16 protein-coding genes are annotated in these 22,272 nt (G+C 73.9%); 4 read left to right on the top strand and 12 right to left on the bottom strand.

Translation table 11 applies throughout. From position 1 onward, the window contains the following. Window positions 1-128: 128 nt before the first annotated feature. The 3 genes from ACIRO3_RS19790 to ACIRO3_RS19800 all read left to right on the top strand — a co-directional run bounded on the left by ACIRO3_RS19790 (window position 129) and on the right by ACIRO3_RS19800 (window position 3,391). Complete coding sequence (locus ACIRO3_RS19790; protein ID WP_404138335.1) at window positions 129-737, top strand: ankyrin repeat domain-containing protein; 609 nt, start codon at window positions 129-131, stop codon at window positions 735-737. Then, window positions 734-1,867 carry a YncE family protein gene (locus ACIRO3_RS19795; RefSeq protein ID WP_404138338.1) on the top strand — a complete coding sequence of 378 codons (1,134 nt, stop codon included), beginning with the start codon at window positions 734-736 and terminating at the stop codon, window positions 1,865-1,867. Before ACIRO3_RS19790 ends, ACIRO3_RS19795 begins: the two co-directional genes overlap by 4 nt. 162 nt (window positions 1,868-2,029) lie before the next feature. Beyond that, window positions 2,030-3,391 carry an FAD-dependent oxidoreductase gene (locus tag ACIRO3_RS19800; RefSeq protein WP_366150037.1) on the top strand — a complete coding sequence of 454 codons (1,362 nt, stop codon included), beginning with the start codon at window positions 2,030-2,032 and terminating at the stop codon, window positions 3,389-3,391. 64 nt (window positions 3,392-3,455) lie between these two features. Here the strand turns inward: ACIRO3_RS19800 and ACIRO3_RS19805 are convergent, their stop codons facing one another. Both ACIRO3_RS19805 and ACIRO3_RS19810 read right to left on the bottom strand, forming a co-directional pair. Next, the gene (locus ACIRO3_RS19805) at window positions 3,456-3,944 is read right to left on the bottom strand and encodes a hypothetical protein (RefSeq protein WP_404138342.1); all 489 of its coding nucleotides are present in this window, start codon (window positions 3,942-3,944) and stop codon (window positions 3,456-3,458) included. 133 nt (window positions 3,945-4,077) lie between these two features. Then, the gene (locus ACIRO3_RS19810) at window positions 4,078-5,337 is read right to left on the bottom strand and encodes an amidohydrolase (protein ID WP_404138345.1); all 1,260 of its coding nucleotides are present in this window, start codon (window positions 5,335-5,337) and stop codon (window positions 4,078-4,080) included. 153 nt (window positions 5,338-5,490) lie between these two features. Here ACIRO3_RS19810 and ACIRO3_RS19815 point away from each other — a divergent pair, with 153 nt between their 5' ends. Beyond that, on the top strand, window positions 5,491-5,664 hold the full coding sequence (locus tag ACIRO3_RS19815) for a thiazolylpeptide-type bacteriocin (RefSeq protein ID WP_007268044.1): 174 nt from the start codon (window positions 5,491-5,493) through the stop codon (window positions 5,662-5,664). Window positions 5,665-5,742: 78 nt separating this feature from the next. Here the strand turns inward: ACIRO3_RS19815 and ACIRO3_RS19820 are convergent, their stop codons facing one another. From ACIRO3_RS19820 to ACIRO3_RS19865, 10 genes are all read right to left on the bottom strand, one after another. Further along, window positions 5,743-7,752 (bottom strand): TOMM precursor leader peptide-binding protein, encoded by a 2,010-nt coding sequence (locus ACIRO3_RS19820; protein WP_404138349.1) that lies wholly within the window; start codon window positions 7,750-7,752, stop codon window positions 5,743-5,745. Further along, a complete protein-coding gene (locus ACIRO3_RS19825) occupies window positions 7,749-8,504 on the bottom strand; it encodes an ABC transporter permease (protein WP_404138352.1) in 756 nt (251 codons plus the stop codon). Before ACIRO3_RS19825 ends, ACIRO3_RS19820 begins: the two co-directional genes overlap by 4 nt. Further along, the gene (locus ACIRO3_RS19830; protein WP_404138355.1) at window positions 8,501-9,448 is read right to left on the bottom strand and encodes an ABC transporter ATP-binding protein; all 948 of its coding nucleotides are present in this window, start codon (window positions 9,446-9,448) and stop codon (window positions 8,501-8,503) included. The genes ACIRO3_RS19825 and ACIRO3_RS19830 overlap by 4 nt, the downstream gene beginning before the upstream one ends. A 112-nt stretch (window positions 9,449-9,560) precedes the next feature. Beyond that, window positions 9,561-10,685 carry a peptidase M50 gene (locus ACIRO3_RS19835; protein WP_404138357.1) on the bottom strand — a complete coding sequence of 375 codons (1,125 nt, stop codon included), beginning with the start codon at window positions 10,683-10,685 and terminating at the stop codon, window positions 9,561-9,563. Next, window positions 10,682-11,743, bottom strand: coding sequence for a lantibiotic dehydratase C-terminal domain-containing protein (locus tag ACIRO3_RS19840; RefSeq protein WP_404138359.1), 1,062 nt, complete (start codon window positions 11,741-11,743; stop codon window positions 10,682-10,684). Before ACIRO3_RS19840 ends, ACIRO3_RS19835 begins: the two co-directional genes overlap by 4 nt. After that, on the bottom strand, window positions 11,731-14,505 hold the full coding sequence (locus tag ACIRO3_RS19845) for a lantibiotic dehydratase (protein WP_404138362.1): 2,775 nt from the start codon (window positions 14,503-14,505) through the stop codon (window positions 11,731-11,733). The genes ACIRO3_RS19840 and ACIRO3_RS19845 overlap by 13 nt, the downstream gene beginning before the upstream one ends. A 55-nt stretch (window positions 14,506-14,560) precedes the next feature. Continuing rightward, window positions 14,561-16,138, bottom strand: a complete 1,578-nt coding sequence (locus ACIRO3_RS19850) for a SagB family peptide dehydrogenase (protein ID WP_404138365.1) — start codon at window positions 16,136-16,138, stop codon at window positions 14,561-14,563. A gap of 58 nt (window positions 16,139-16,196) precedes the next feature. Continuing rightward, window positions 16,197-18,146 (bottom strand): TOMM precursor leader peptide-binding protein, encoded by a 1,950-nt coding sequence (locus ACIRO3_RS19855; RefSeq protein WP_404138368.1) that lies wholly within the window; start codon window positions 18,144-18,146, stop codon window positions 16,197-16,199. Next, a complete protein-coding gene (locus tag ACIRO3_RS19860; RefSeq protein ID WP_404138371.1) occupies window positions 18,136-20,358 on the bottom strand; it encodes a TOMM precursor leader peptide-binding protein in 2,223 nt (740 codons plus the stop codon). The genes ACIRO3_RS19855 and ACIRO3_RS19860 overlap by 11 nt, the downstream gene beginning before the upstream one ends. Window positions 20,359-20,490: 132 nt before the next feature. Continuing rightward, complete coding sequence (locus tag ACIRO3_RS19865; protein WP_404138374.1) at window positions 20,491-22,206, bottom strand: BTAD domain-containing putative transcriptional regulator; 1,716 nt, start codon at window positions 22,204-22,206, stop codon at window positions 20,491-20,493. Window positions 22,207-22,272: the final 66 nt, after the last annotated feature.

Consider the following 22,272-nt stretch of genomic DNA (forward strand, 5'->3'; position numbering starts at 1 on the left):
CGGGGTCCTGCGGACCGCTCGCCGGATCCGGCCGGCGGGTCGACCGGTCGGCCGGGGGCACGGGACCACCATGGAACCGGGAGAGAGGGCGGACCCCCGCACCGCCCGCCCGGACCGGGAGGGACACCATGAACCCGCACGACCGACGCCTGCCGGCCGCCGCCGCCCGAGGCGACACGCCCGCCGTCGCCGCCGCGCTCGCGGCCGGCGCCACCGTGGACGCGCGGGACGAGCGGCTGCGCACCGCGCTGCTGCTCGCCGTACTCGGCGATCACGTTGCCGTCGCCGCACTGCTGATCGCCGCCGGCGCCGACCCCGACGCCCCGGACTCCCGGGAGGACAGCCCCTGGCTGGTCACCGGGGTCACCGGCAGCGTCCCCATGATGCGGGTGCTGCTCCCCGCCGGGCCGAACCCGGGCCAACTCAACCGCTTCGGCGGAACCTCGCTCATCCCGGCCGCGGAGCGCGGGCACACCGCGTACGTCCGGGCCGTGCTCCGCGAGAGCGACATCCGCGTGGACCACGTCAACCGGCTCGGCTGGACCGCGCTGCTGGAGGCGGTGATCCTCGGCGACGGCGGTCGCCGACACGAGGAGGTGGTGGCGCTGCTGCTGGAGGCGGGGGCGGATCCGGGCCTCGGCGACCTCGACGGGGTGACCCCGTACGAGCACGCCGTCCGCCGGGGCTTCGACGGGATGGCCCGCTTGCTGGGCGAGGCCCGGGAGGCCCGGCGATGAGGCGGACCAGGGCGGCGGAACGCGGGGGACGGCGCACACGGCGCACGGCCCTGGTGACGGCCGCGACGGCGCTGCTGCTGACGGCCTGCACGGCGCGGGCCCCGGAACCGTCGGCCGCGCCGGCGCCGACCCCGACAGCCACCACGACCGGCGCCACCCCGGACGGCACCCTCCTGGTCGCCGACTTCGGGGCCGACACCGTCACCTTCGTGGACCCCGGGCGCGGCCCGATCGCCGCCGTCCCCGTCGGCGAGGCCCCGTACGGACTGACGGTGGGACCCGACGGCCGCGCCTGGGTCGCCACCGCCGAGGGGGTGGCCGTGGTCGACACGGCGACCCGCGACCGCGTCGCGCTCATCCCGTACCGCACCGACTCCGGCCCGGTCACCGACGGTGAGTACCGGGGCGGGGGCATGGGCATCGCCCTCTCGCCGGACGGGTCGCGCGCCTACGTGGGGGTCAACGTCCCGGGCACCACGGGCGTCCTGGAAGTGATCGACACGGCGACGCGGCGGACCACCGACGTCGTCGCGGTGGGTCGGCGGCCCTTCGACGTGGACGTGGCCCGCGACGGCTCCGAGGTCTACGTCACCGGTCACGACTCCTTCGACGTCACCGTCGTCCCGACCGGCACGCTGCGCCCGCGCCGCGTGGAGGTGGCCCCGTACGGAACGGAGGGCGGCCTCGGCTCCTGGCTCAAGCCGCACTACGCGGCGGTCCGGCCCTCCGACGGAAAGCTGCTGCTGCCGTTCGAGGGGGAGCGCCTCGCGGTGGTGGACCCGAGGACCGGTCGCGTCACGGTGGAGCGGATGACCGCCGACACCCACCAACACGGGGTGGCGGCGACCCCCGACGGCCGGCTCCTGATGGTCGGCACGGGCGCCGTGGACCCCTCGGACGGCAAGGGCCCGTCCCTCACCGTCCGGGCCCCGGACGGCACCGAGCGGGTCCATCCGCTGGAGGGCCCGCACGAGGACGTCGCCGTCTCCCGAGACGGCCGTACGGCCTATGTGACCGGCGGTTTCACCCGCGACGGGTACTGGAACGGCCTCACGGTCGTCGACCTGGACGACGGTCGGACCCGCCGCCTGGCGGCCGGCGCGCGTCCGCTGGGCATCGCCGTGCTCTGACGCCCCGGGGGCGTGCCGCACCCTGAAGGCATCAAAGGCGGGCTTGGGGAAGTCATAAGGTCTGTTTATGGGGTCATAACCAGGGGGCGGGTGCCGAGTTAGGGTCGCCTTAGTTTAGGGTTCCTTTGATCAGTCTGATTTTCGGTCGAAGGGAACCCACTCATGCCTCGCCCTCTGCGGGTAGCAATCGTCGGCGCCGGCCCCGCCGGCATCTACGCGGCAGACGCGCTGCTGAAGTCCGAGGCAGCCGCCGAGCCGGGCGTGTCCATCGACCTCTTCGAGCGGATGCCCGCGCCCTTCGGCCTGATCCGCTACGGCGTCGCCCCCGACCACCCCCGCATCAAGGGCATCATCACCGCCCTGCACCAGGTGCTCGACAAGCCGCAGGTCCGCCTCTTCGGCAACGTCGACTACCCGAACGACATCTCCCTCGACGAACTGCACGCGTTCTACGACGCCGTCGTCTTCTCCACGGGCGCCACCGCCGACCGCGAACTGCGCATCCCCGGTGTCGAACTCGACGGCTCCTACGGCGCCGCCGACTTCGTGTCCTGGTACGACGGCCACCCCGACGTCCCGCGCACCTGGCCGCTGGAGGCGGAGAAGGTCGCCGTCCTCGGCGTCGGCAACGTCGCGCTCGACGTCGCGCGCGTCCTCGCCAAGACCGGCGACGAACTGCTCCCGACCGAGATCCCGGCCAACGTGTACGAGGGCCTCAAGGCGAACAAGGCGCTGGAGGTCCACGTCTTCGGCCGGCGCGGCCCGGCGCAGGCCAAGTTCAGCCCGATGGAACTGCGCGAGCTCGACCACTCGCCGACCATCGAGGTCATCGTCAACCCCGAGGACATCGACTACGACGAGGGCTCGATCGCCACCCGCCGCTCCAACAAGCAGGCGGACATGGTCGCCAAGACCCTGGAGAACTGGGCGATCCGCGACATCGGCGAGCGCCCGCACAAGCTCTTCCTGCACTTCTTCGAGTCGCCCGTCGAGGTGCTCGGCGAGGACGGCAAGGTCGTGGGCCTGCGCACCGAGCGCACCGAGCTCGACGGCACCGGCAACGTCAAGGGCACCGGCGCCTTCACCGACTGGGACGTCCAGTCCGTCTACCGCGCCGTCGGCTACCTCTCGGACGAGCTGCCCAAGCTCCCCTGGGACGTCGAGTCCGGCACCGTCCCCGATGAGGGCGGCCGGGTGATGGAGGCCGGCGAGCACCTCGCGTCCACGTACGTGACCGGCTGGATCCGCCGCGGCCCGGTCGGCCTCATCGGCCACACCAAGGGCGACGCCAACGAGACCGTCGCGAACCTCCTCGCCGACCACGCCGAGGGCCGCCTGCGCACCCCCGCCACGCCCGCGCCGGAGGCCGTCGAGGCCTTCCTCGTCGAGCGCGAGGTCCGCTTCACGACGTGGGAGGGCTGGTACCGCCTGGACGCCGCCGAGAAGGCGCTGGGCGAGCCGCAGGGTCGCGAGCGCGTGAAGATCGTCGAGCGCGAGGAGATGCTCGACGCCAGCGGCGCGTAACGAGAACCGAACGCGGGAGGGGGCCCACCGGTGGTGGGCCCCCTCGCGCGTCACGGCGGAGCGATCAGTCCGTGATGGACGTGATCTTCTTCGTCTTCAGGTCGGCCTGGACGTGGATCCGCGTGGTGTCCCCGCCGCCCCACGTGAGGGTGACCGTCGCGTTGGTCTTGCCCGCGCCGCTGCCGGTGGAGGCGACCTTCCACTGCGTGGGCACGTTCTGGGCGCGCAGCACCCCGTTCGCGTGGTTGGTCTCCTCCCACTTCTTCAGCTCCGCCTGGAGCGGCTTGGAGAGGTAGAAGGAACGCAGCTGGTCGGCCGTCCTGCCGTCGTTGTCGTAGACCGCGTCGATGTACGAACCGTAGAAGTCCGCGATCCGCGTGAACGCGCCTTCCGGGCTGCCCGACACCGACGGCAGCGCGGCGGCGGCCTGCCCGGTGCGCGGAGCGGCCCCGTCGGCGGAGGCCGTGGTGACGAGGACGAGGGAGAGGGCCGCCGCGGCGGCGGCCGTGGTGGTGATGGCGATGGCGGTGCGCTTGCTCACGTACGTGGACATCGGTGTTGCCCTTCCCGTGGTCGGTGCGTGCCGGCGGCATCCCCGGCACTGCCCTGATCGACGCCACCGGCCCCGCCGCGGTTCTTCGTCCGGGCAAAATGGCCGAAAGGTGACAGGTGCGACGGACCGGGCGCTACGTGGGTGACCCGAGACAGCACAGGGCCGCCGCGGTCAGCGCCCGCACCCCCGCCGGGAGCGCCGTACGCGCGTCCGGCGCGAAGTCCGGCGCGTGGTTCGCCGGCAGCGCGGCCAACTTGGCCGCCGCGTCCCCGCCCGGCGCCGCGGCCCAGGCGCCGGGCCCCACCACCCCGAACATCCAGTACGCGAGCCGCACCCCCGACGCCCCGTGCACCTCCCGGCCGGCGTCGCCGAACAGCCCGAAGTCCTCCGTGGCCAGCGTCGGCGGCCACATCGCCACCCGCTCCGCGCCGAACTCCGCCGCGTGGACCCCGCGCACGGCGGCGGTCGTCGCCGGATCCGGGTGGGTGACGGGCGAGGACGACACCCGCTCGATCTCCGGATCCCGCGGGCATCCCGACGCCGCGCACTCGGCGCGCACGATCCGCTCCACCGCCTCGGCCGCCCGGGACAGGGCGGCGCCCCCCGCGGCCCGCACGGTGATCCCCAACTCGGCCCGGTCCGGCACGACATTGGCCCGCTCGCCCGCCCGCAGCGACCCGACCGTGACCGCCACCTGCTCGGAGGGGGCCGCCTCACGGGCCACCACCGTCTGGAGCCGCGTCACGACATGCGCGGCCGTCACCACCGGATCGACCGTCAGGTGCGGGGCGCCGGCGTGCCCGCCCCGGCCGTGCACCACGACCCGGAACGTGACGCTCCCGGCGGTCATCGGACCGTAGCCGTGCGCCACCATTCCCGCCGGCAGCGGGGCCGCGTGCTGGGCCAGCGCCACGTCCGGGACCCCGACCCGTTCGTAGAGCCCGTCGCCGAGCATCGCCCGCGCCCCCTCCAAGGTCTCCTCGGCGGGCTGCCCGACGACCACCAGCGTCCCGCGCCAGGCCCCCGCATCCGCGCGGGCCAGCAGTTCGGCCGCCCCGGCCGCCGCGGCCAGGTGCAGGTCGTGCCCACAGGCGTGCGCCGCCCCGCCCTCGCTCGCGTACGCCAGCCCGGTGGTCTCCCGCACGGGCAGCGCGTCCAACTCGGCGCGCAGCAACACCACCGGCCCGTCACCGCGCCGCAGCACCCCGGCCACGCCGTGCCCGCCGATCCCGCGAACGGTCCGGTACCCGGCGGACTCCAGCCGGTCGGCGAACCGTCCGGCCGTGCGCCGCTCGTCTCCCGACAGCTCCGGATGCCGGTGCAGATCGAGGTAGAACACGGTCAACGGCCTGAGCAGGTCGGGAAGTCCGGCGAGGACGGCGGCACGGGGCATGCCCCCATGATCGGCCGGCCGGCCGGATCGGGGGAGACAGGGCGCTGACACTTCCTGTCAGAGAGGTGACAGCGGGAGGCCGGGTGAGGTGACGGCGCGACAGGTTCTGATGGAGGGGCACCACAACCACCGCACTCGATCGAAGGAGTCACCATGGAGAAGTCCCCCCTCGCCTCGCTCGCCGACGAGATCCTGGAGCTGGAGTCCGAGACCTTCGAGATCTCCGACTACTCGGACGCCAGTGAGGTCGTGCTCGCCGGTTCCACGAGCTGCAGCTCCACGTCGACCTGCTCCTCGACCACCAGCACCACCTCCTGCAGCGCCTGACCCGAGCGCGGGACCGCCCCGGCCCCCGCTCCTCGCGGGGGCCGGGGCGTCGTTCGTGTGCGGGTCGGAAGGAGGGTGTCAGGGGAACGGGTGCGGCACCATCCGGATGTCGTCCTCCGTCAGGTCCGTCCCGCGCAGCCCCGCCCGTCGGGCGGCCGTCCTCAACCGGGGCATGTACGGAGCCCGTTGGCGGGACCAGCCGAAATCGATCGGCAGCAGTCCCGGCACGATCGCGCACACCGTCCTCAGTCCCGCGCGCAGTTGCTCCGGCGTGGTCTGGTCGACCACGATCACCTCGTGCCCGACGCGCGCCAACTCCCGCACGACCCACAGGAGATCATCGCGCAGGTCCGCCGACACCGGCCGGCCGGCCGGCCCCGAAGACGGATCGAGATCCGCCAGGGAGCGCACGCCGGTCGGGTCCAGATAGGTCCCCACGTGCGGGGCCATCTCGGGCAGCCCGTACAACTGGGCGTGGTCCTTCAGGTGCCGCACCCGGTCGAAGTCCGCCGCCATGGCGCGCAGTTCGCCCACGCGCTCCGCCACCTGCCCGGGCAGGTGGGGGATGTAGGTGAGCACCTCCGACAGCGCGGCCTCCACGGCCGCCGCCGGATCCAACGCCGCGCCCGCCCCGAAGGAGAACAACCCCGGCCCGCCGTCGCGACGCACCGCCAGTGCGGTCACCACCGGGACCGCCAGATCGATCCGGTTGTCGAAGGCGTGCACGTCGTAGCCCTGGAGGGCCGCCCGGTCCACCATCATGCGGACCGAGGAGCCCGGTACCGACGCCAGGTCGATCTCCGGCAGCCGCTGACCCCCGTACCAGGCCAGCAGGAAGGCGTCGCGCTCGATCAGTTCGAGGAGTGCCCCGAGCAGGGCCTCCTCCACACAACCGCCGATGGCACAGCCGTTGGAGCACTCGAAGACGAAGTTGTCGGCCTCCACCCCCGCGCTGTAGTGCACCAGCCTGGCCGGCACCAGAACGGGCCGGTCCTCGCCCAGCGCGTGCCCGTACACCCACGGGATGGGGCGCTCCGGATCGAACGGGGAGACCAGCGGGTCGTCCCGGTAGGTGGCGGGCGCGTAGAAACCGCACCGCGCCGGATCCAGGGCCCGGTCGCCCAGTTCCGCGTAGGAGGCCATCAACAGGGAACTGCCCGTCCGACGGTGGGTGCCCGCGTACCGCTCCAGCCCCTCCAGGAACGCGAGGTCACGGCTGGCCTCGAAGCTGTTGGCCTGGCCGCTCCAGGTGACGTCCGTCAGACCCGCGTAGCCGCGCATGAACACGCTGCCCGCGACCGGCGCGGTGGTGGGGGAGGTGACGTTGATCCAGGTACCCCCGCCCAGCACCCCCGTGACCGGATTGGCCAGCGCCTCCCGCGGCATGGGGTACGAGGAGGCCGCGCGCAGCCGTTGCGCGCCCGGGTGGGGTTTGGGCCGCGACCGCGCGACGAACGGCCGGGGCGCGTCCGTTCCGCGCGGCCCGCAGTCCGGGCACAGCGGGTCGGCGGCCAGCGGATGGTGGGTGACCGTCAGGGTCTCCAGGTCCAGCCGGGACACCCGGGGAAGGGCCCGGTCGGGCGCCGACGGGCCGGCCGCCGCCACCTCCCCGCCGAACACCGCGCGGTGCAGGGCGTACACGGCGTCCCGCGCGAACGCCGTCAGCCAGGGCCGGTCCCCGACGACCGCCGAGACGGGCGTACCGATGCCCGTCTCCAGCGCGTCCCGCTCGCTGCGGCTGCGCAGCCGCTGCCGGCGCATCGCCAGACACTGCCCGCAGGCCGGCGCCGTACCGTCGCCGCCCCAGGGGCCCACCAGCACGTCCCGCCCCGTCAGGTGCACGGTGGCCGCCGGCCGCACCGCGGCGAAGGGGTCGTCGGCGCGCGGTCCGAGGGCGTCGTGGACCCCGAGGGTGACCACCGTCGCACCGAGCCCGGTGAGGGCACCGGCCAACTCCCGGCGGGCCTGCTCCAGCGGGGACCCGTCGGGGGCCGAGGGCGCCGTCGACGGGGGCGCCCCGGGTCCCGGCGCCGGGGGCCGAGGGGTGGTCGACCGCGGGTTCGTCGCGTCCGCGAGGGTCCCGGTCATGCCTGGTTGCTCCACCGGAAGGTCTTCAGGCCGAAGGCCCCGAAGAGGAGGGCGAAGCCGGCCAGGGCCGCGCACCCGACACCGATCGAGGCGAGCGAGCCCGATCCGGTCAGCGAGCCGGTCGCCGCGTCGTTGAGGTAGCGCAAGGGCAACACCCGGGAGACCGATCGGAGCCAGGACGGCATCATGTCCAGCGGCAGGAAAGACCCGGACAGGAAGGCCATCGGCACCATCATGCAGTTGGCGATGGCGGCGACCGCCTCGGGGGTGTTGGCGTAGGTGCCCACGATCACCCCGATCGCCATGAAGGCGGTGATGCCCAGCACCAGCGCGGGCAGCACCAACGGCCAGCGCCCGTCCAGCTCCAGCCCGAAACCGGGCAGCATCGCCACCGCCACGAACACCGCGGCCTGCACCACGCCGACGGCCAGCGCCAGGACGTACCGCGAGGCGAGCACCGTGGTCAACGGGGTCGGCGTCAGCCGGATCAGCCGCAGCAGATCGTCTCGCCGCCACTGCATGAGGGTGAAGGCGATGCCGAACACCGCGGCGTTCGCGACACCCCAGGACATCACGCCGGGCGCGATGTACGAGATGTACGGACGGCCGCTCTCCTCGACGTCCTGCCCGCTGAAGATCAGCCCGAAGACCACCAGGAAGAGGAGGGGGAAGGCGAAGGTGAAGAAGAGGGTGGCCTTGTCCCGGACCTGCGCCCGGTAGCCGGCTGTGGTCAGGGCCGTGTACGCGCTCATGCCTGGGACTCCGTCGGGTGGTGGTGTGCTGCGCCGGTCAGTTCGAGGTAGACGTCCTCCAGGGTGGCCGTCCGGGTCATCACCCCGTCGAGCCCGGTGAGCCCGTCCAGGGCCTGGAGGACCTTGCCGGGCACGGCGGTCTCCAGTACCAGCGAGCCGCCCTGGAGGTCGGCCCGGTCCACCCCGGGCAGCGCCGAGGCCTCCTCGACGCCGATCCTGCCCAGGGGCAACAGCAACCGGGCCGGGGCCCCGGCCGCCGTGACCAGCCGGTGCGGCGAGTCCAGCGCGGCCACCTTGCCGCCGACCAGGATCGCCACCCGGTCGCACAGGGCCTCGGCCTCGTCGAGGTGGTGGGTGGTGTAGACGATGGTGCGACCCTGGCCCTTCAGGGTGCGCAGCACCTCCCACAGATCACGGCGGGCCTGCGGGTCGAGAGCGGCGGTCGGCTCGTCCAGGAAGATCAGTTCGGGGTCGTGGACCAGGGCCGAGGCGATGGCCAGCCGCTGGCGTTGCCCGCCGGAGAGGTTCTCGACCATCACCCCGCCCTGCTCGGTCAGCGCGACCGTCTCCAAGGTACGGGCGGCGGCGGCCCGGTCGCGGCGGTAGAGACCGGCGACGGTGGCGAGGTGTTCGAGGGCGGTCTGCCGGACGAAGAACGCCGACGCCTGGGTCTGCACGCCGATGCGCGGCAGCAGCGCGGTGTTGCGCGGCCAGGGGCTCTGGCCGAGGACCCGGACGGTGCCCGAGTCGGCCTGACGCAGTCCTTCCATGATCTCGATGAGGGTGGTCTTGCCCGCCCCGTTGGGGCCGAGGAGGCCGAAGAACTCGCCGCGGCGCACGTCGAGGGATATCCCGTCCACGGCCTGCCGGTCGCCGTAGCGCTTGCGTACGTCCTCGATGGTGACGGCGGACTCGTCGGCCGGCCGGTTGCTGTCAGTTGTCATGGGATGTGCGGTTCCCTCGGTGTCGGGATCGGAATCGGTGCGGGTCGTGCGAGGAGCGGATTCGGGTCGGATCGGGATCGGGGACGGGATCGGGGACGGACACGGGTCGGGGTCAGGTCGCGCTGGCCACGGCGTACCAACAGGCGGCCGCCGCCCCGCCGAGGAGCAGCAGTACGAGGACGGCCGAACCGACGCCGTACGCGAGGTAGATCCGGCGCGCCCGCACGGGGTACGCGGCCGCCGCGGCCCGGTCGCGCAGCCGCAACCGCAGGTACGCCGAACCGGCCGGAGCCAGCCGGGTCACCCGCAGGCCGTGGCCGAGCATCGTGTAGCCGTCGAGCGGCGGCAGCGGAAGGAGGTTGACCAGGGCCTGGACACTGCCGAGCAGCAGCAGCGCCCCCAACACCCGGCCGGTGGGATCACCGACCGGCGTGGCGGCCCACCACCCGAGGAAGGGCAGCAGGAACAGCAGGTTCGCGAAGGCCCCCGCGCCGGCGACGGCCAGCTGGTGACGACGACGGCGCAGGTAGCGGTAGTTGTCGACGGTGCAGTACATGAGGGCGGCGGGCAGCCGCCACCGCAGCCCGATCTCGCCGACGCTCCCGCCGACGTGCCGGGCGGCCACCCCGTGCGCGAACTCGTGCAGGGCGGTGCTGAGCCACATGAGCGTGGCCACGGCCAGCAACGGCACCGGACGCGAGAGCAACCACCACAGGTCGCCCGCGAGCCGGCCCGCCGACGCGGCGAGCACCCCTTCCATGGCGAGGCAGCCCAGCAACAGCGCGACCAGCACCACCGGCCGCAGGGCGGGCCGCAGGAACCGGTGCAGCCGGGCCGTCGTCGCGTCCGCGTCGGAGACCAACCGCAGCGTCCCGCGCGACAGGGTTCCGGTGCGTTGCGGCCCCGGGCCGGCCGCCGGCTCGGGCGACGGCCCGCCCGCGAGCAGCCGCCGCGTACCGAGCAATCCCAGCAACTGCTGCCAGTTCCGCTCGCCGAGCCTGCGCCCGAAGGCCTGCGCGTACGCCTCGCCGATCTCCGCGAGGGTGCGTTCCCCGTCGAGACGCGAGACGAGGAAGAACTCCTTGGGCCCGATCTCGAACGAGGCACCGGACACCGGGTCCTTGACCAGGTGGACGGTCGCCGGGCCGTTGAGCAACGGCGGCGACAGCAGGATCCCGGGTCGCAGCGCCGGCCGATGGGCCGACATCCCGGCGGGAGCGGGGGAGGGGGCGGTCACGGCCGGGCCGCCCCGGCCGCCCCGCTGTCCACGCCCTCCCGCAGCACCCGACCCAACAGGTGGGCGAGGTAGGCCTCGTCCCGGATCGTCACGTGCAGCCGGTTGTTGGTCATGTGCATGTACGGGGAGAGCAGCAGCGGCAGTGCCACCGCGGGATCCGTCACCCGCTCGTCCCGGCTCCCGTCCCAGGAACGGAACACCAGCTCCCCGGAGGAGGCCAGCGACAGCGCCCGCGCGCGCAGCTCCCGGCAGTGCTCGGCCCACCCGGCCAGGAACGCGGGCAGCCGTCCGGTCTCCCCGGACCCGAGTGCCTCGCGCACGGCGGCGAACCGCCGGGCGATCCCCGGCGCGCTCTGACCGTAGGTGCGGTCGTACTCGGCCGACCCGATGAACCCGGTCCCCGGGAACGCCCGGTGCCAGAACTCGTAGTAGCGGTCCAGATAGCCGCCGAGTTCCTCCCGGTCGGGCAGGAACACCCCGGCCATCACCATCATCAGCTGCGCCGACGTGCCCAGGAGCACGGTCCGCAGGTGCAGGTTCATCGTGCCCAGCGCGTCCATGACGAGATCGCTGGACTGAGCGAAGTGCCACTCGGCCAGCTCGACCCCGGCCGGACCGCCGTACTTCCCGTACTCGGGCTCGTAGGGCTCGTACGCGTAGGAGTTGTTGGGCCGCAGGTTCATCCGGCCGTCCGGCCCCATGAAGCCCGCGCGGTCGCCCTCGGGGAACTCGATGTCGAAGAGGGTGTTGTAGAACTCGTTGAGGAAACCCGAGTCCACCTCGTACAGCGCCGGCCGGGCCTTCAGGAACGCGGCGACGGCCTCCTCGGTGCGGCGCCGCACCTCCGGGGCGGCCTGCGGGTTCACGGGCCGCAGGCGCAACCGCACGTGCGGGCCCTCCAGCCAGTAGTTGATGAAGAAGTGGCCGGCGAGCAGCCCGTCCTCGGTGAGCGAGGCGATCAACGGCCGCACGCACCGCACCAGCAACGGCTGCGGATTGGCGGCGTAGAAGACGTGCACCGCCAGCCAATCACCGCGCGTCTCGGTCAGCTCTGACATCGGGAACCGCCTTCCTGGCGTCGGTCGGGGGAGAGGTGCGACTGCGAGCCCGGGAGACCCGGGACGGTGAAGGTCTCCACGGCCAGTTCCGCCACGTGGGCGCCCCCCGAGGTGTACGTGTGCAGCCCGTCGGGATCGGGCAGCATTTCGCGGAAGACGACCCGGTGCCCCGGCTCCCGCAGCAGCGACTCGAAGACGGAGAGGGAGAGCAGCGACGCGAAGTCCACGTACTGCGGTTTCGCCCCGAGCGCCGACGGCCCCGCCGACACGGTCGCGAACACCCGCTCGGGCAGTCCGTGCGTCCGGCGCCAGCGCTGCCACTCCACGAAGTGCGCGGCCTCCCGGGCACCCGACACCGGCAGCTCGCCGGCGGTCGTGCTCCACGACCGCCGGCTGAGCACCACGTCGCCGTGGACGACGCGGGGCCGTGTGGTCACCCCGTCGCGCGCCGGTCCTTCCGGCACTCCCGCCCACACGTCCAGCGGCGACATCGACGAGGGGGACAGCAGCAGCAGGGTGCGCGGGATCGCGGGAAGGGCCAGCGGGACCAGGTACCCCAGGTACACGGGGATCACCTCGCGACCCAGCCGGTGCGACCGCAGGGCCACCCGCCCGGTCCCCGGATCGTGCTCGGCGTACAGGTCGCCCAGGTCCAGCCGGCGGTCCTCGGGCAGGGTCCCGCTCTCGCCCGGGCAGACGATCTCGTAGTCGGTCAGCGGACCGTGCAGGTTCAGGTTGGTCGTCACCGGCCCGCCGGTCACCTCGGCGAACACCGCGCCCCCGGGAGTCACCCGGGAGGCCGTCTCGCGCAGCTCCCCGGCGAGTCCGGGGCGCCCGCCCGGCTCCTCCCGGTACACGTGCGTGAACCGGCTGAAGGGGAACGACAGACCGCCGTACGAGCGGTTCAGCACGGTCAGGCCGGCGCCCGTGGCGGGGTCCCGGGCGAACTGCAGATGGTGACAGCGCGGCGCGAACCCGGCCCCGAGACCGTCCAGTTCGGCGGCGACCGCCGCCACGTCCTCCTCGGTGAGCCGCAGTCCGGCCCCGCCGTCCTCCTCGTACGCCGACCAACGCTCCCGCATCCGCGTCACGAAGGCCCGCCGCGCCGAGTCCAGTGCCCGCAGCCCCGACAGGCCCAACCAGTTCTCCTCGGGCACGTACTCCCCGTGCGCGTCGAACGGGGTGCGTCGGGCCGTGAACGACAGGTACTGGTCGAAGAAGTCCTCGTGGAAGTCGTGGACCAGGCCCAACAGGTCCTCACAGCGACCGCCCGCACCGTACCGGGCGGTGAAGAACCCCTCGAACGTGATCCGCTGCGCCAGCGTGAGGTCGAAGGCGGGCAGGATCCGTTCGACCGAGCGCAGCGCGCCCCCGTCCGTCGTCCAGTCGGGCGCCGGGCACGACAGGTCACGGCCCGCGCTCACGTCCTCGTACAACAGGGTCTGGGGCAGCGCCGTGTCCGGCGGCGCCCCCAACCCGCGCGCCACGGACGTCAGATCGGCGCGCAGGGCCCGCAGCAGGGCGGCCCGCTCCGCCGGCCCGGCGACCGGATAGCGCTCCAACACCCGCGCGGGCCCGTCCAGGAGCGCGGCGAGATCGTCGGCCCACGGCCGCCCCAGGGCGGTCAGCGCCCCCCGGAAGGCGGCGAGCGGGTCCTCGTCGTGCACCTCGGTGTCCAGGCACGGCACGCGGACCATGCCGAGCTCGATCAGCGCCGAGACGTACGCCTCGCACTCGGCCGGGGCGGCGCCGTGCTCCGCGGCCAACCAGTCGGCGAGCTCCCGCCGGCGCAGCTCGGGCCGGTCCGCGAACAGGGCGAGGAGCCGGTCCAGGGTGCCGCTGCGCCGCAGGAAGAACAGTCGGTCCCGGACGGCGTCGAAGGTGACCGCCGCGGTGTCGTCCCCGGGCGTGACCGAGCGGCGGACGTAGCGGATCCGCTCGTCCTCGCGACCCCATCCGGAGGCCGGCCGCAGCGGCAGGTCGCGGCGCCGCACCGGGTCGGCGAGGATCAGCTCCGCGAGCCGGGCCAGCACCACGACGTTCAGCCGCACGCGACTGCTCCACCGGTCCTCGACGCGGATGCCCTCGGTGCCCGCGTCGGCCCGGAACCGGCCGGTCGCCACGGCGGTGAAGGTACTGAACGGGCTGGTCTTGCAGGCGGTGCGGTACACGTACGACAGCGCCGATCGTTCGACCTTGCGCGTGCGACCACCCGGCTCGCGGCCGTCCGCGGTCGCCGCCGCGTACGCGTCGAGCTGTGACTCCAGTACCGGCGAGGCCAACAACAGCCCGTGCCGCACCCGTTCGTCGGCGAGCAGCCGACGCAGCGCGTCGCGACCGCGCCGCAGATCCGCGGCGAGCAACGGCTCCCCCTCGCCCCGCAGCTTCTCCAGCGCCTCGTGCCGCTCCAGCCAACCGGCCAGCCGCTGCCCGACGTCCCCGTCCAGAGCTGCCACCACCCGGACGGCCGCGTCCGGATCGGCGGGCGCCCGGCCGTTGTGGACCAGGCGGCGCAGCCGCAGCAGTTCCCGGCGCAGGGCCGCGCCCGGCCCGCCGGGAGCGGGGTCGGTCGCGCCGACCGCCCGGTGCAGCAGGTCACCGAGGAGCTCCGCGTCCGCGCGGACCCCGTCCTCGGCGCTCAGCACGTCGGCGGCCCAGCGCGCGGTGTCCGCGCTGCGCAGCCCGTCGACCGAGGTCAGGGGCAGCCCGGCCACGCGCAGCATGAAGCGGTCGCCCGCGTGCCATTCGGTGGTGGTGTTCATCCTGAACGTCCTGGTTCTCTCGTCGTTGCGCCGAAGGAGTGCGCCGCGGCGCGGCTCAGGCGATCTCATGGCGGAAGTCGGCGGGCCGGGGCCGCTCGTGACCGAGCAGCATGATCAGCAGTGCCGCCTCGTCGGTCCCCGCCAGCCCCAACTCCTCGGCGTACGAGATGTTGTCGAAGCCGAGGGCCACCCCCGCCCCCAGGTCGTGCGCCGCCGCGGAGGTGTAGAAGGTCTGCGCGACCGCGCCGACGGTGGCCCCGACGAGTCGGTAGCCGCGGTCCCCCACCGCGTCGAGGACCGCGGCGGTGCGTACGGTCGGCACCAGGACGGCGCCCGCCTGCTCCAGGTTGTAGTTGGCGAGGAAGTAGTTGCGCTGGAGGAACGGCCCGGGCGGACCGGGCACCACCAACCGCAGGGCGTGCCCGACGGGATCGTAGGCGTACGCGCCCGGCTCGACGCCCTCCACGTGGTTGACGAACACGTACAGCGAGGTGAGCCGCGGCCCGTCCGGCCCCTGCGCTTCGCTGCCCACGGTGGCCGCGGCGCAGTCCGCCAGCACGGCGGCCAGCCGATCGGCGGCCACCGCCCGGGTCGCGTCGAACCGCCCGAAGCTGCTGCGCCGGGCCCGCAAGGCCGAGGTGACGTCCCTGACGGGGGGCGCCGGCGGGGGCAGCGGCGCCGGCGCGGCGCCGGCCGGCGGCCGCGCGGCGGCGGCGTCCAGCGCCCCCGGCGCGGGCCGGTCTTCGGCGCGCCCCAGGGTGGCGGTGTGGATCCGGCCGGCGGTCTCGAAGGTCAGGACGGTGCGCGAACGCTCCGCGTCCCGGTGGCGCACGGCGGGCGCCGGCGCGGGCGGTGCGGTGCGTTCGATCGGCCCGGGGACGGCACCGGTCGCGGGGGCCGGCGCCGGCTCGGAGCCCTCCCAGTCCAGCGGCACGACCGCGAAGATCCCCTCCTCCCGCGGGACGACACCGAGCAGCCGGGCGAGCCGTTCCTCGTCGAACCAGAGGGTCGGCGCGATCCGCAGCCCGCGCTCCCCGGCCCACAGCCGCCAGGTCTGGAGCACGGTGCCCACGTCCATGCACACGGCGTGGAAGGAGAAGTTGTTGTACTTGAAGGCGTTCTGCCAGTACTTGACGCTCAGGATCAGGTACTGACCGGAGCCCGCGAGGTCCGTTCCCAGCGCCCCGCCGACCTCCGCGCCCACCTCGCCGGTCGACAGCCGCCGCAGTCCGTGCCGGTGCGGCGCGTAGTGGTACACCCCGGGCACGAGCGGCCCGCCCCGGCCCGCCGCCCAGTACACGCCGACCGGGTACAGACCGCCGCCGGACGCCGTGCCCCGCGACCAGTTGGCGTGCGTGTAGTGCGGCAGCGCCGCCAGATCGGTGTTGGCCTGCACGCCCAACCGGCGGCCGGTCAGGCCGTACGAGTCCCGCAGCATCCCGGACAGCAGCGGCAGGGTGAACGCCCCGCCCCCAGGCCCGGGTTCCGGCTCGGGAAGCGGCAGGGTCTCGGCGCCCGGATAGAACTTCGCGTCGCGCGGGCGATCCGCCCAGTCGGGCACGAAGTCGACGGGCTCCATCGGCACCCTGCCCCGGTGCATGATGGCCTCGGCATAGTCATGGGCGAAGCCCACACGTCCTCCTACGGTCGTCGGTGGTCGGCGGAGACGGTCGAAAGAGACCGGTGAAACGTCAAGGGAAGGGATGGGGAGCCGGGTTGAAGTCGACGGCTTCCCGATCACCGGCTCCGGCGGCCCGAGTGAACTCCCGCAGCCGGGGCATCCCGAGCGCCCGCTGCCGCGACCACCCGAAGTCGATCGGGAGCAGCCCCGGCACCAACACGCTCACCGTGTGCAACCCCAGCGCCCGCTGTTCGGGCAGGGTCTGGTCGACCACCACCACGTCGAACCCGGCACCGGTCACGACCCCGACACACCGCTCCAGGTCCTCGCGGATGTCCGTCGACACGCCGTCGCCCGAGGCGTTGGACCAGGTCAGGTCCGACACCGGGGCCGGCGGCCGGTCCCTCGGTCCGCGCAACAGGAAATCGGCGTGTCGGCCCATCTCCGGCACCCCGTACACCAGCGGGTGGTCGTGCAGCGCGGTCACCAGGTCGAAGTCGTCGGCCATGGCCCGCAGCCGGGCCTCGTCCCGCTCGGTGCGGCCGGCGAGGTTCACGGCGTCGGTCGCGATCTCGCACAGCGCCGAGTCCAGGGCCGACTCCGGGTCCAGACCGGCCCCGGCTCCGAAGCACATCCGTCCGAGCCCGCCGTCGAACCGTTCCGCGACGGCGGTCACCACGGGGATCGGGAAGTCGACCCGGGTGTCGAAGAACCGCGCCCGGTACCCGTACATGGCGAGCCGGTCGACCATGGCCCGCGTCGAGGCCCGCGTGCTCGTCGCCGGGTCGATCTCGGGCAGCCGACGGCGCCCGTACCAGGTGAGCAGGAACGCGTCCCGCTCGACGACCTCCATCAGCCCGAAGTAGCAGGCCTCGGCCAGACTCCCGCCGGAGGCGCACCCGTTGGAGCTCTCCTGCACGAACCGGTTCTCCAGACCCGGCGCGTGGTAGTAGGTGAGGATCTCCGGGACCAGTCGGGGTTCCCGATCGCGCAGCGACCAGCCCCACACCCACGGAATCTCCCGATCGGGGTCGAACGGTCGCACCCGCGGGTTGTCCCGGTGGAACCCCGCGCCGTACAGGCCGACTTCGCGCGGATCCACGGCCCGCCCGCCGAACTCGCCGAGTGTGCCGCGCACATCGGTCACACGGGACCGGGCGCGCATCCCCGCGTACCGCTCCAGTCCTTCCAACACCCCCACCAGGGCGCTCCGTTCGAAGGACTCCGTATGACCGCCCCAGAAGGTCTCGCGCAGGTACTCACCCGAGCGCATGGAGAAACAGCCGATCGTCGCGGAGGTGGAAGTGGAGGAGACGTCCTGGACGAGGGAGGGCCCCAGGGCCCCGCACAGCGGGTTCGCGAAGGCCCCCACGTCGATCCCGTACTCCTCCACGCGCCGGGTACGGAACACTCCGGGCCGGTACTTCGCCGCCGGCGCCGGGTCCAACGACCTCGGGGCGTCCACCGTCGGAACGGCGCACACCGGACACTCGGGATCGGGTACCAGCGGATGGCGTCGGACCGTGCCGGTCCGCAGGTCCACCACCCGCACCTGCGGGAACGGCCCGGCCCCCTGGCCCGCGCCGGACCCGACCGCCGCGACCAGCGCCGCGAGGACATCGGCGGCGAAGGCGTGCGCGTACGGCCACTCACCCGCCGAGCGGGTGCCCCCGCCCAACTCCAGCGCGTCCCGCAGCGCCACCGAGCGGACCCCCTGCCAACGCCGCTCCAGACAGTGCCGGCACCCCGCCCCTCCCGCCGGCCGGGCGACCGGACCGACGACGGCCTGGTACCCGTACAGCCACACGGGCACGGCGTCCGGGTCGTCGGCCGGGCCGGTCTCCGGGGCGGCGTCCACCCCGGGCGACGACCCGCCCGGACCGGCGAACGCGTCCCGCACACCGAGCGTCGACAATCGCACGGGCGGCCCGCCGAACGCGTCCAACGACCGCCGCAGCAGCTCGGCGAACCGTCCGGCCGCCTCGACCCCGAGGCCGTCCACGAGCGCGCTACGCGACATCGCCGGGCTCCCGCGCCGCGGTCAGCAGCACCCGTACGGTGCGGATGCCCACGCCCGCCACGTCGGCCGACCCGGTCTCCACCACGTACGCGTCCCGGCCGGCGGCCTCCAGGCGCGCCGACACCGCGGTCCAGTCGGTCGCGGCCCCGCCCTCTACGGGGGCGGCGTCGCCGGCCACCGCCAGCGCCCGCGGGTCCAGGTCCCGCAGCAGCGGATCACCGGTGTCCGCGCGGGCGCCCGCCACCGTCGCGTCGGCCTCGTACTGCGCCGCGCCCAGCAGCTCCCGCAGCGCCTCCACCGCGGCCGTGCGACGATCCAGACCGGCGCCGACCGCCCAGCGTTCCCCGGCCCGGGCGAGCAGCACCTGCGCACCGCTGTGCGCTCCCTCGCCCAGGTCCAGGAGTTCCACCGACAGCCCCAGGCGGTCCGCGGACCGTACGAGGAACAGCAGCTCGGCGTCGGAGCCGTCGGCGTCGGTCCCGTCGGCTTCGGGCAGCGGCACGACCGCGGCGCCCCCGCCCCGTACGACGCGCAGCAGCGCGGCGTGCCCGAGGGCCGACAGCAGACCGGCGGCGGCGGCGTCGGCCGTCGTGGGACCGGCGCCCGCCCCGGCCCGGGTCCGCTCGAAGAGCCGGTCCGCGTTGTGCGGTCCGAACGGTCTGACCGCGCCCGCCGGCACCAACGCGGGCTCCTTCGTGAGCAGGGACACGGCCCGCTCGTAGGCGCGGACCCCGCCCGGCAGCCCGCTCGCGAGGGCGAGCGCCGCCGGGTCGACGACGGGCGCCGATCCGTCGTCGGCCAGTGGCCCGCGCGCCGGAACCACGTGCTCGGCGTACACCAGCGCGGCCGCGTCCAACGCGCGCATCCGCGCCCCGGCGACGTGATGGACATCGAAGGCGGCCACCGAACGCCGGCCGGTGTGGCCGATGCCCAGCTGCACCACACCGAGTTTCAAAGGCAGTTGGGTCAGGGCCTCGTCGGCGTACCGGATGAACACCCCGGCACGCGGCCGTACCAGCGTCGAGCGCCGGTTCAGTTCCTCCACCAGGGCGTCGGCCTCGCGGGCCGTCTCCGCCGTGGGCAGCGACACCGCGTCCGACGCGCCGGCCGCGGCGAGGTCCACCGGCTCCGCCGCGCGGGGGTCGGACTCCGCGCAGAACGGACATCGCGGATGGGGGAACAGCGGCTCGGCCGTGACGTCCAGCGAATCCATGTCCTGGACCAGGAGCCGGCCGGAGGTCTCCGCCGGCAGCGCGCCCGAGGCCGTGCGGAACACCTCGTACCCGAGCAGGTTGCCGATCATCGCGGCCTGCGGCCCGCCCGGAACCGGGCCGGCCGGCGCCGGACCTCCCGGCAGCGCCAGTCCGCTCCACAGCTCGGCCGCGGCTGCGGCGGTGTCCCCGGCCGCACCGAGGCGCAGGGCCGCGCAGGCCCAGCAGCCCGTGGTCCCGTGCGCCATCAGCGGGCCGACGACGGCGTCGGAGCCGTACGACCAGGCGGGCAGGAGGGTGCGGCCCTCGGGTATGCCCGCGCGCAGCAGGGGCAGCAGCCGGGACGCCGCCGCCCGCCCGCCCGTGACCACCACGGTGTCGAAGTCGGCCAAGGCGTCCCACCCGGGTTCCGCCCCGAGGTCGGGCAGCGGGCGCACCTCCACCGGGGCGCCGTCGGCCGTGGCCTCGGCCGCCTCCCGCTCGATCTCCCCGAGGTCCGGGCCCGGCAGGACCCCGACGAGGGCGGAACCGTTGCGGACCAGGCTCAGGGCGCACCAACGGGCGATCGCGTCGTCCCCCAGCACCGCCACCCGCGCGTCCCGGAACCGCAGGAACCGGTTCTCGGCGTCGTCGGCGTAGTGGTCGGCGTACGCGATCTGCGGGGCGAAGCGCCGTGCCACGTCGGGCGTGAGGACCGGAGCCGTGCCCGTGGCGGGCTCGGCGACGGAGCGGGCGAAGTCCCGTTCGTAGAGCGTCTTGACCAGTTCGCCGAACATGGCCCGATGGTCGTCGCCGAGCCCCTGGCACAACGCGGCGACGGTGTGCTCGCCGGTGAGGTGCGGCACCACGAGCGTGGCGAACCGGTACGCGGTACGGGCGTTGAGTCGGAACCCGCCGTCGGTGTTGTGGAACAGCACGCCCTCGGGCGTCTGCGTGAAGAGCACGTCCCGGCGGATCCGGGGCCGGGTCGTGGCGACGGCTTCGTAACTGGCTTGGGACATGGGTCACCCCTGATTGCGGTCTGGGCGGTACGGGGAGCGGAACGGGTGGGACGGGAGGTGTGGGTGCGGGAGGTGTGGTGGTGGAGCGCCGGGCCGTGGGAGGCCGGGGCCGTGTCATGGTCGGGTGTGGTGTCAGTGCGCCGGGGGAGTAACCGCGGCGCGTTCCCGCGCGATGTGACGCGCGTAGCCGTACAGGAAGGCGTGCAGGCGGTACGGATGTCCGGGTGGTCCGTCCTCCAGCATTCCGGCCTCCACCAGCTGTTCGAGGACGGTCGGGGCCCCGGCGGAGGTGAGGTCGGCCCCCGGTTCGAGCGAGCCGAGGCGCAGGAACGCCTCGCGTGGCTCCGGGCCGAGGGCGGCCAGGGCCTGGCCGAACACCTCGGGCACCGACAATCGGGGATCCTCCGCCAGGGCCAGCCGGGCGGGAGGGTCCTGCGCGAGCCACGCGGCGCAGTCGGCGACCGAGAGCCCCGGCCGGGTGAGCAGCCGGCCTGCGGCGATCCGCAGTGCGAGGGGGAAGTACCCGCAGACGTCCGCCAGTTCGCGGGCCGCCTCCGCCTCGGCCGCGATCCGTTCCTCGCCGACGAGTCCGGCGAGCAGCGCGTACCCCTCGGCCGCCCCGAGGACGTCCAGCCGGTGTACGGAGCCGCCGCGTGTCGCGACGACGGCCGCGAGCCCGCGTCGGCTGGTGACCACCACCGAGGTGTCGCCCGCGGTCGGCAGCAACGGCAGCACCTGTCCGGCGCCGACCGCGTCGTCGAGGATCAACAGCCGTCTCCCGCCGCCGGGTTCGGGCAGCAGCTTGCGGGCCTCCTCGACCTCGACGGGGGTCCCGTCCGACCGGGCCAGCGGGACGGTGAACACCCCGCCGGGGAAGGCGTCCTGTACCTCGTACGCGCACTGCCGGACCAGTGCCGACTTGCCGATGCCGGGCGCGCCCGACACCACGACCAGCCGTGGCCCGCCGGGGGCGGTCAACCGTGCGGCGATGGCGTCGCGGTCGGCCTCGCGCCCGGTGAACCCCGACACCGCCAGGACCCGTTCGACATTTGCGGACGCCAACTCCCTTGCTGTCCAAGGACTGTGGGTGATGACGGGGATCGGGCCGCCGAGTTCCTCGGCCCGGAGGATGGCCAGCTCCAACCGGCGCAGTCCCGGCCCGGGATCGACACCGAGCTCGTCGCGCAGCCGGTCCTTGATCGCCCGGTATTCGGCCAGGGCCTCCGCCTGTCTCCCGGTGCGGTAGAGCGCCTCGATGAGCTGTTCCGTGAAGCGTTCGCGCACCGGGTGTCGGCGGGCCCCCTCGTAGAGGTCCACGAGCACCTGATGGCAGTTCCCGGCGGCGAGTTCCAGATCGCAGACGCGCTCCAGGACCCGCAACCGTTCCTGTTCCAGGGCGGGTACGGCGTCCCGCTGGAGCATCCGCGAGGCCACGTTGGCCAGCGGCTGCCCCTGCCACAGCGCGAGCGCCGCGCGGAGTCGGTACAACTCCTCCTCCTCGCCGGTGGCGGCCCGCGCCTGCCCGGCGAGAAATCTGAACAGGGCGAGATCGAGGGTCTCGACGTCATTGGCCATGCGGTATCCGCCGGGTACGGCTTCAATGGTCGTCGCGGATATGCCGTACTTCGCGAATAGTCGGCGCAATCGCAGGACGCACGTCTGAAGTGCGGCCCGTGCGGTGGCGGGAGGTTCTTCGTCCCATACGGCGCGCAACAAATAGTCGGTGGAAACGACCGTGCCCGGATGCAACAGCAAAGCGGCGAGCAGGCTGGTCGGCTTGGAGGGTTTGAGAACTACGGTTTCGGGGCCGTGGGCAATACTCAAGGGCCCCAGAAGCTGGAACCGCATGAAGGTCCCCCGTGTCGGGTCACGTATGGAGCGGAACGCCATGACGGGGGCGGTGGTCGGCCGAGC

The sequence above is a fragment of the Streptomyces sp. NPDC102278 genome, from assembly GCF_044766345.1.
Classification (GTDB): Bacteria; Actinomycetota; Actinomycetes; order Streptomycetales; family Streptomycetaceae; genus Streptomyces.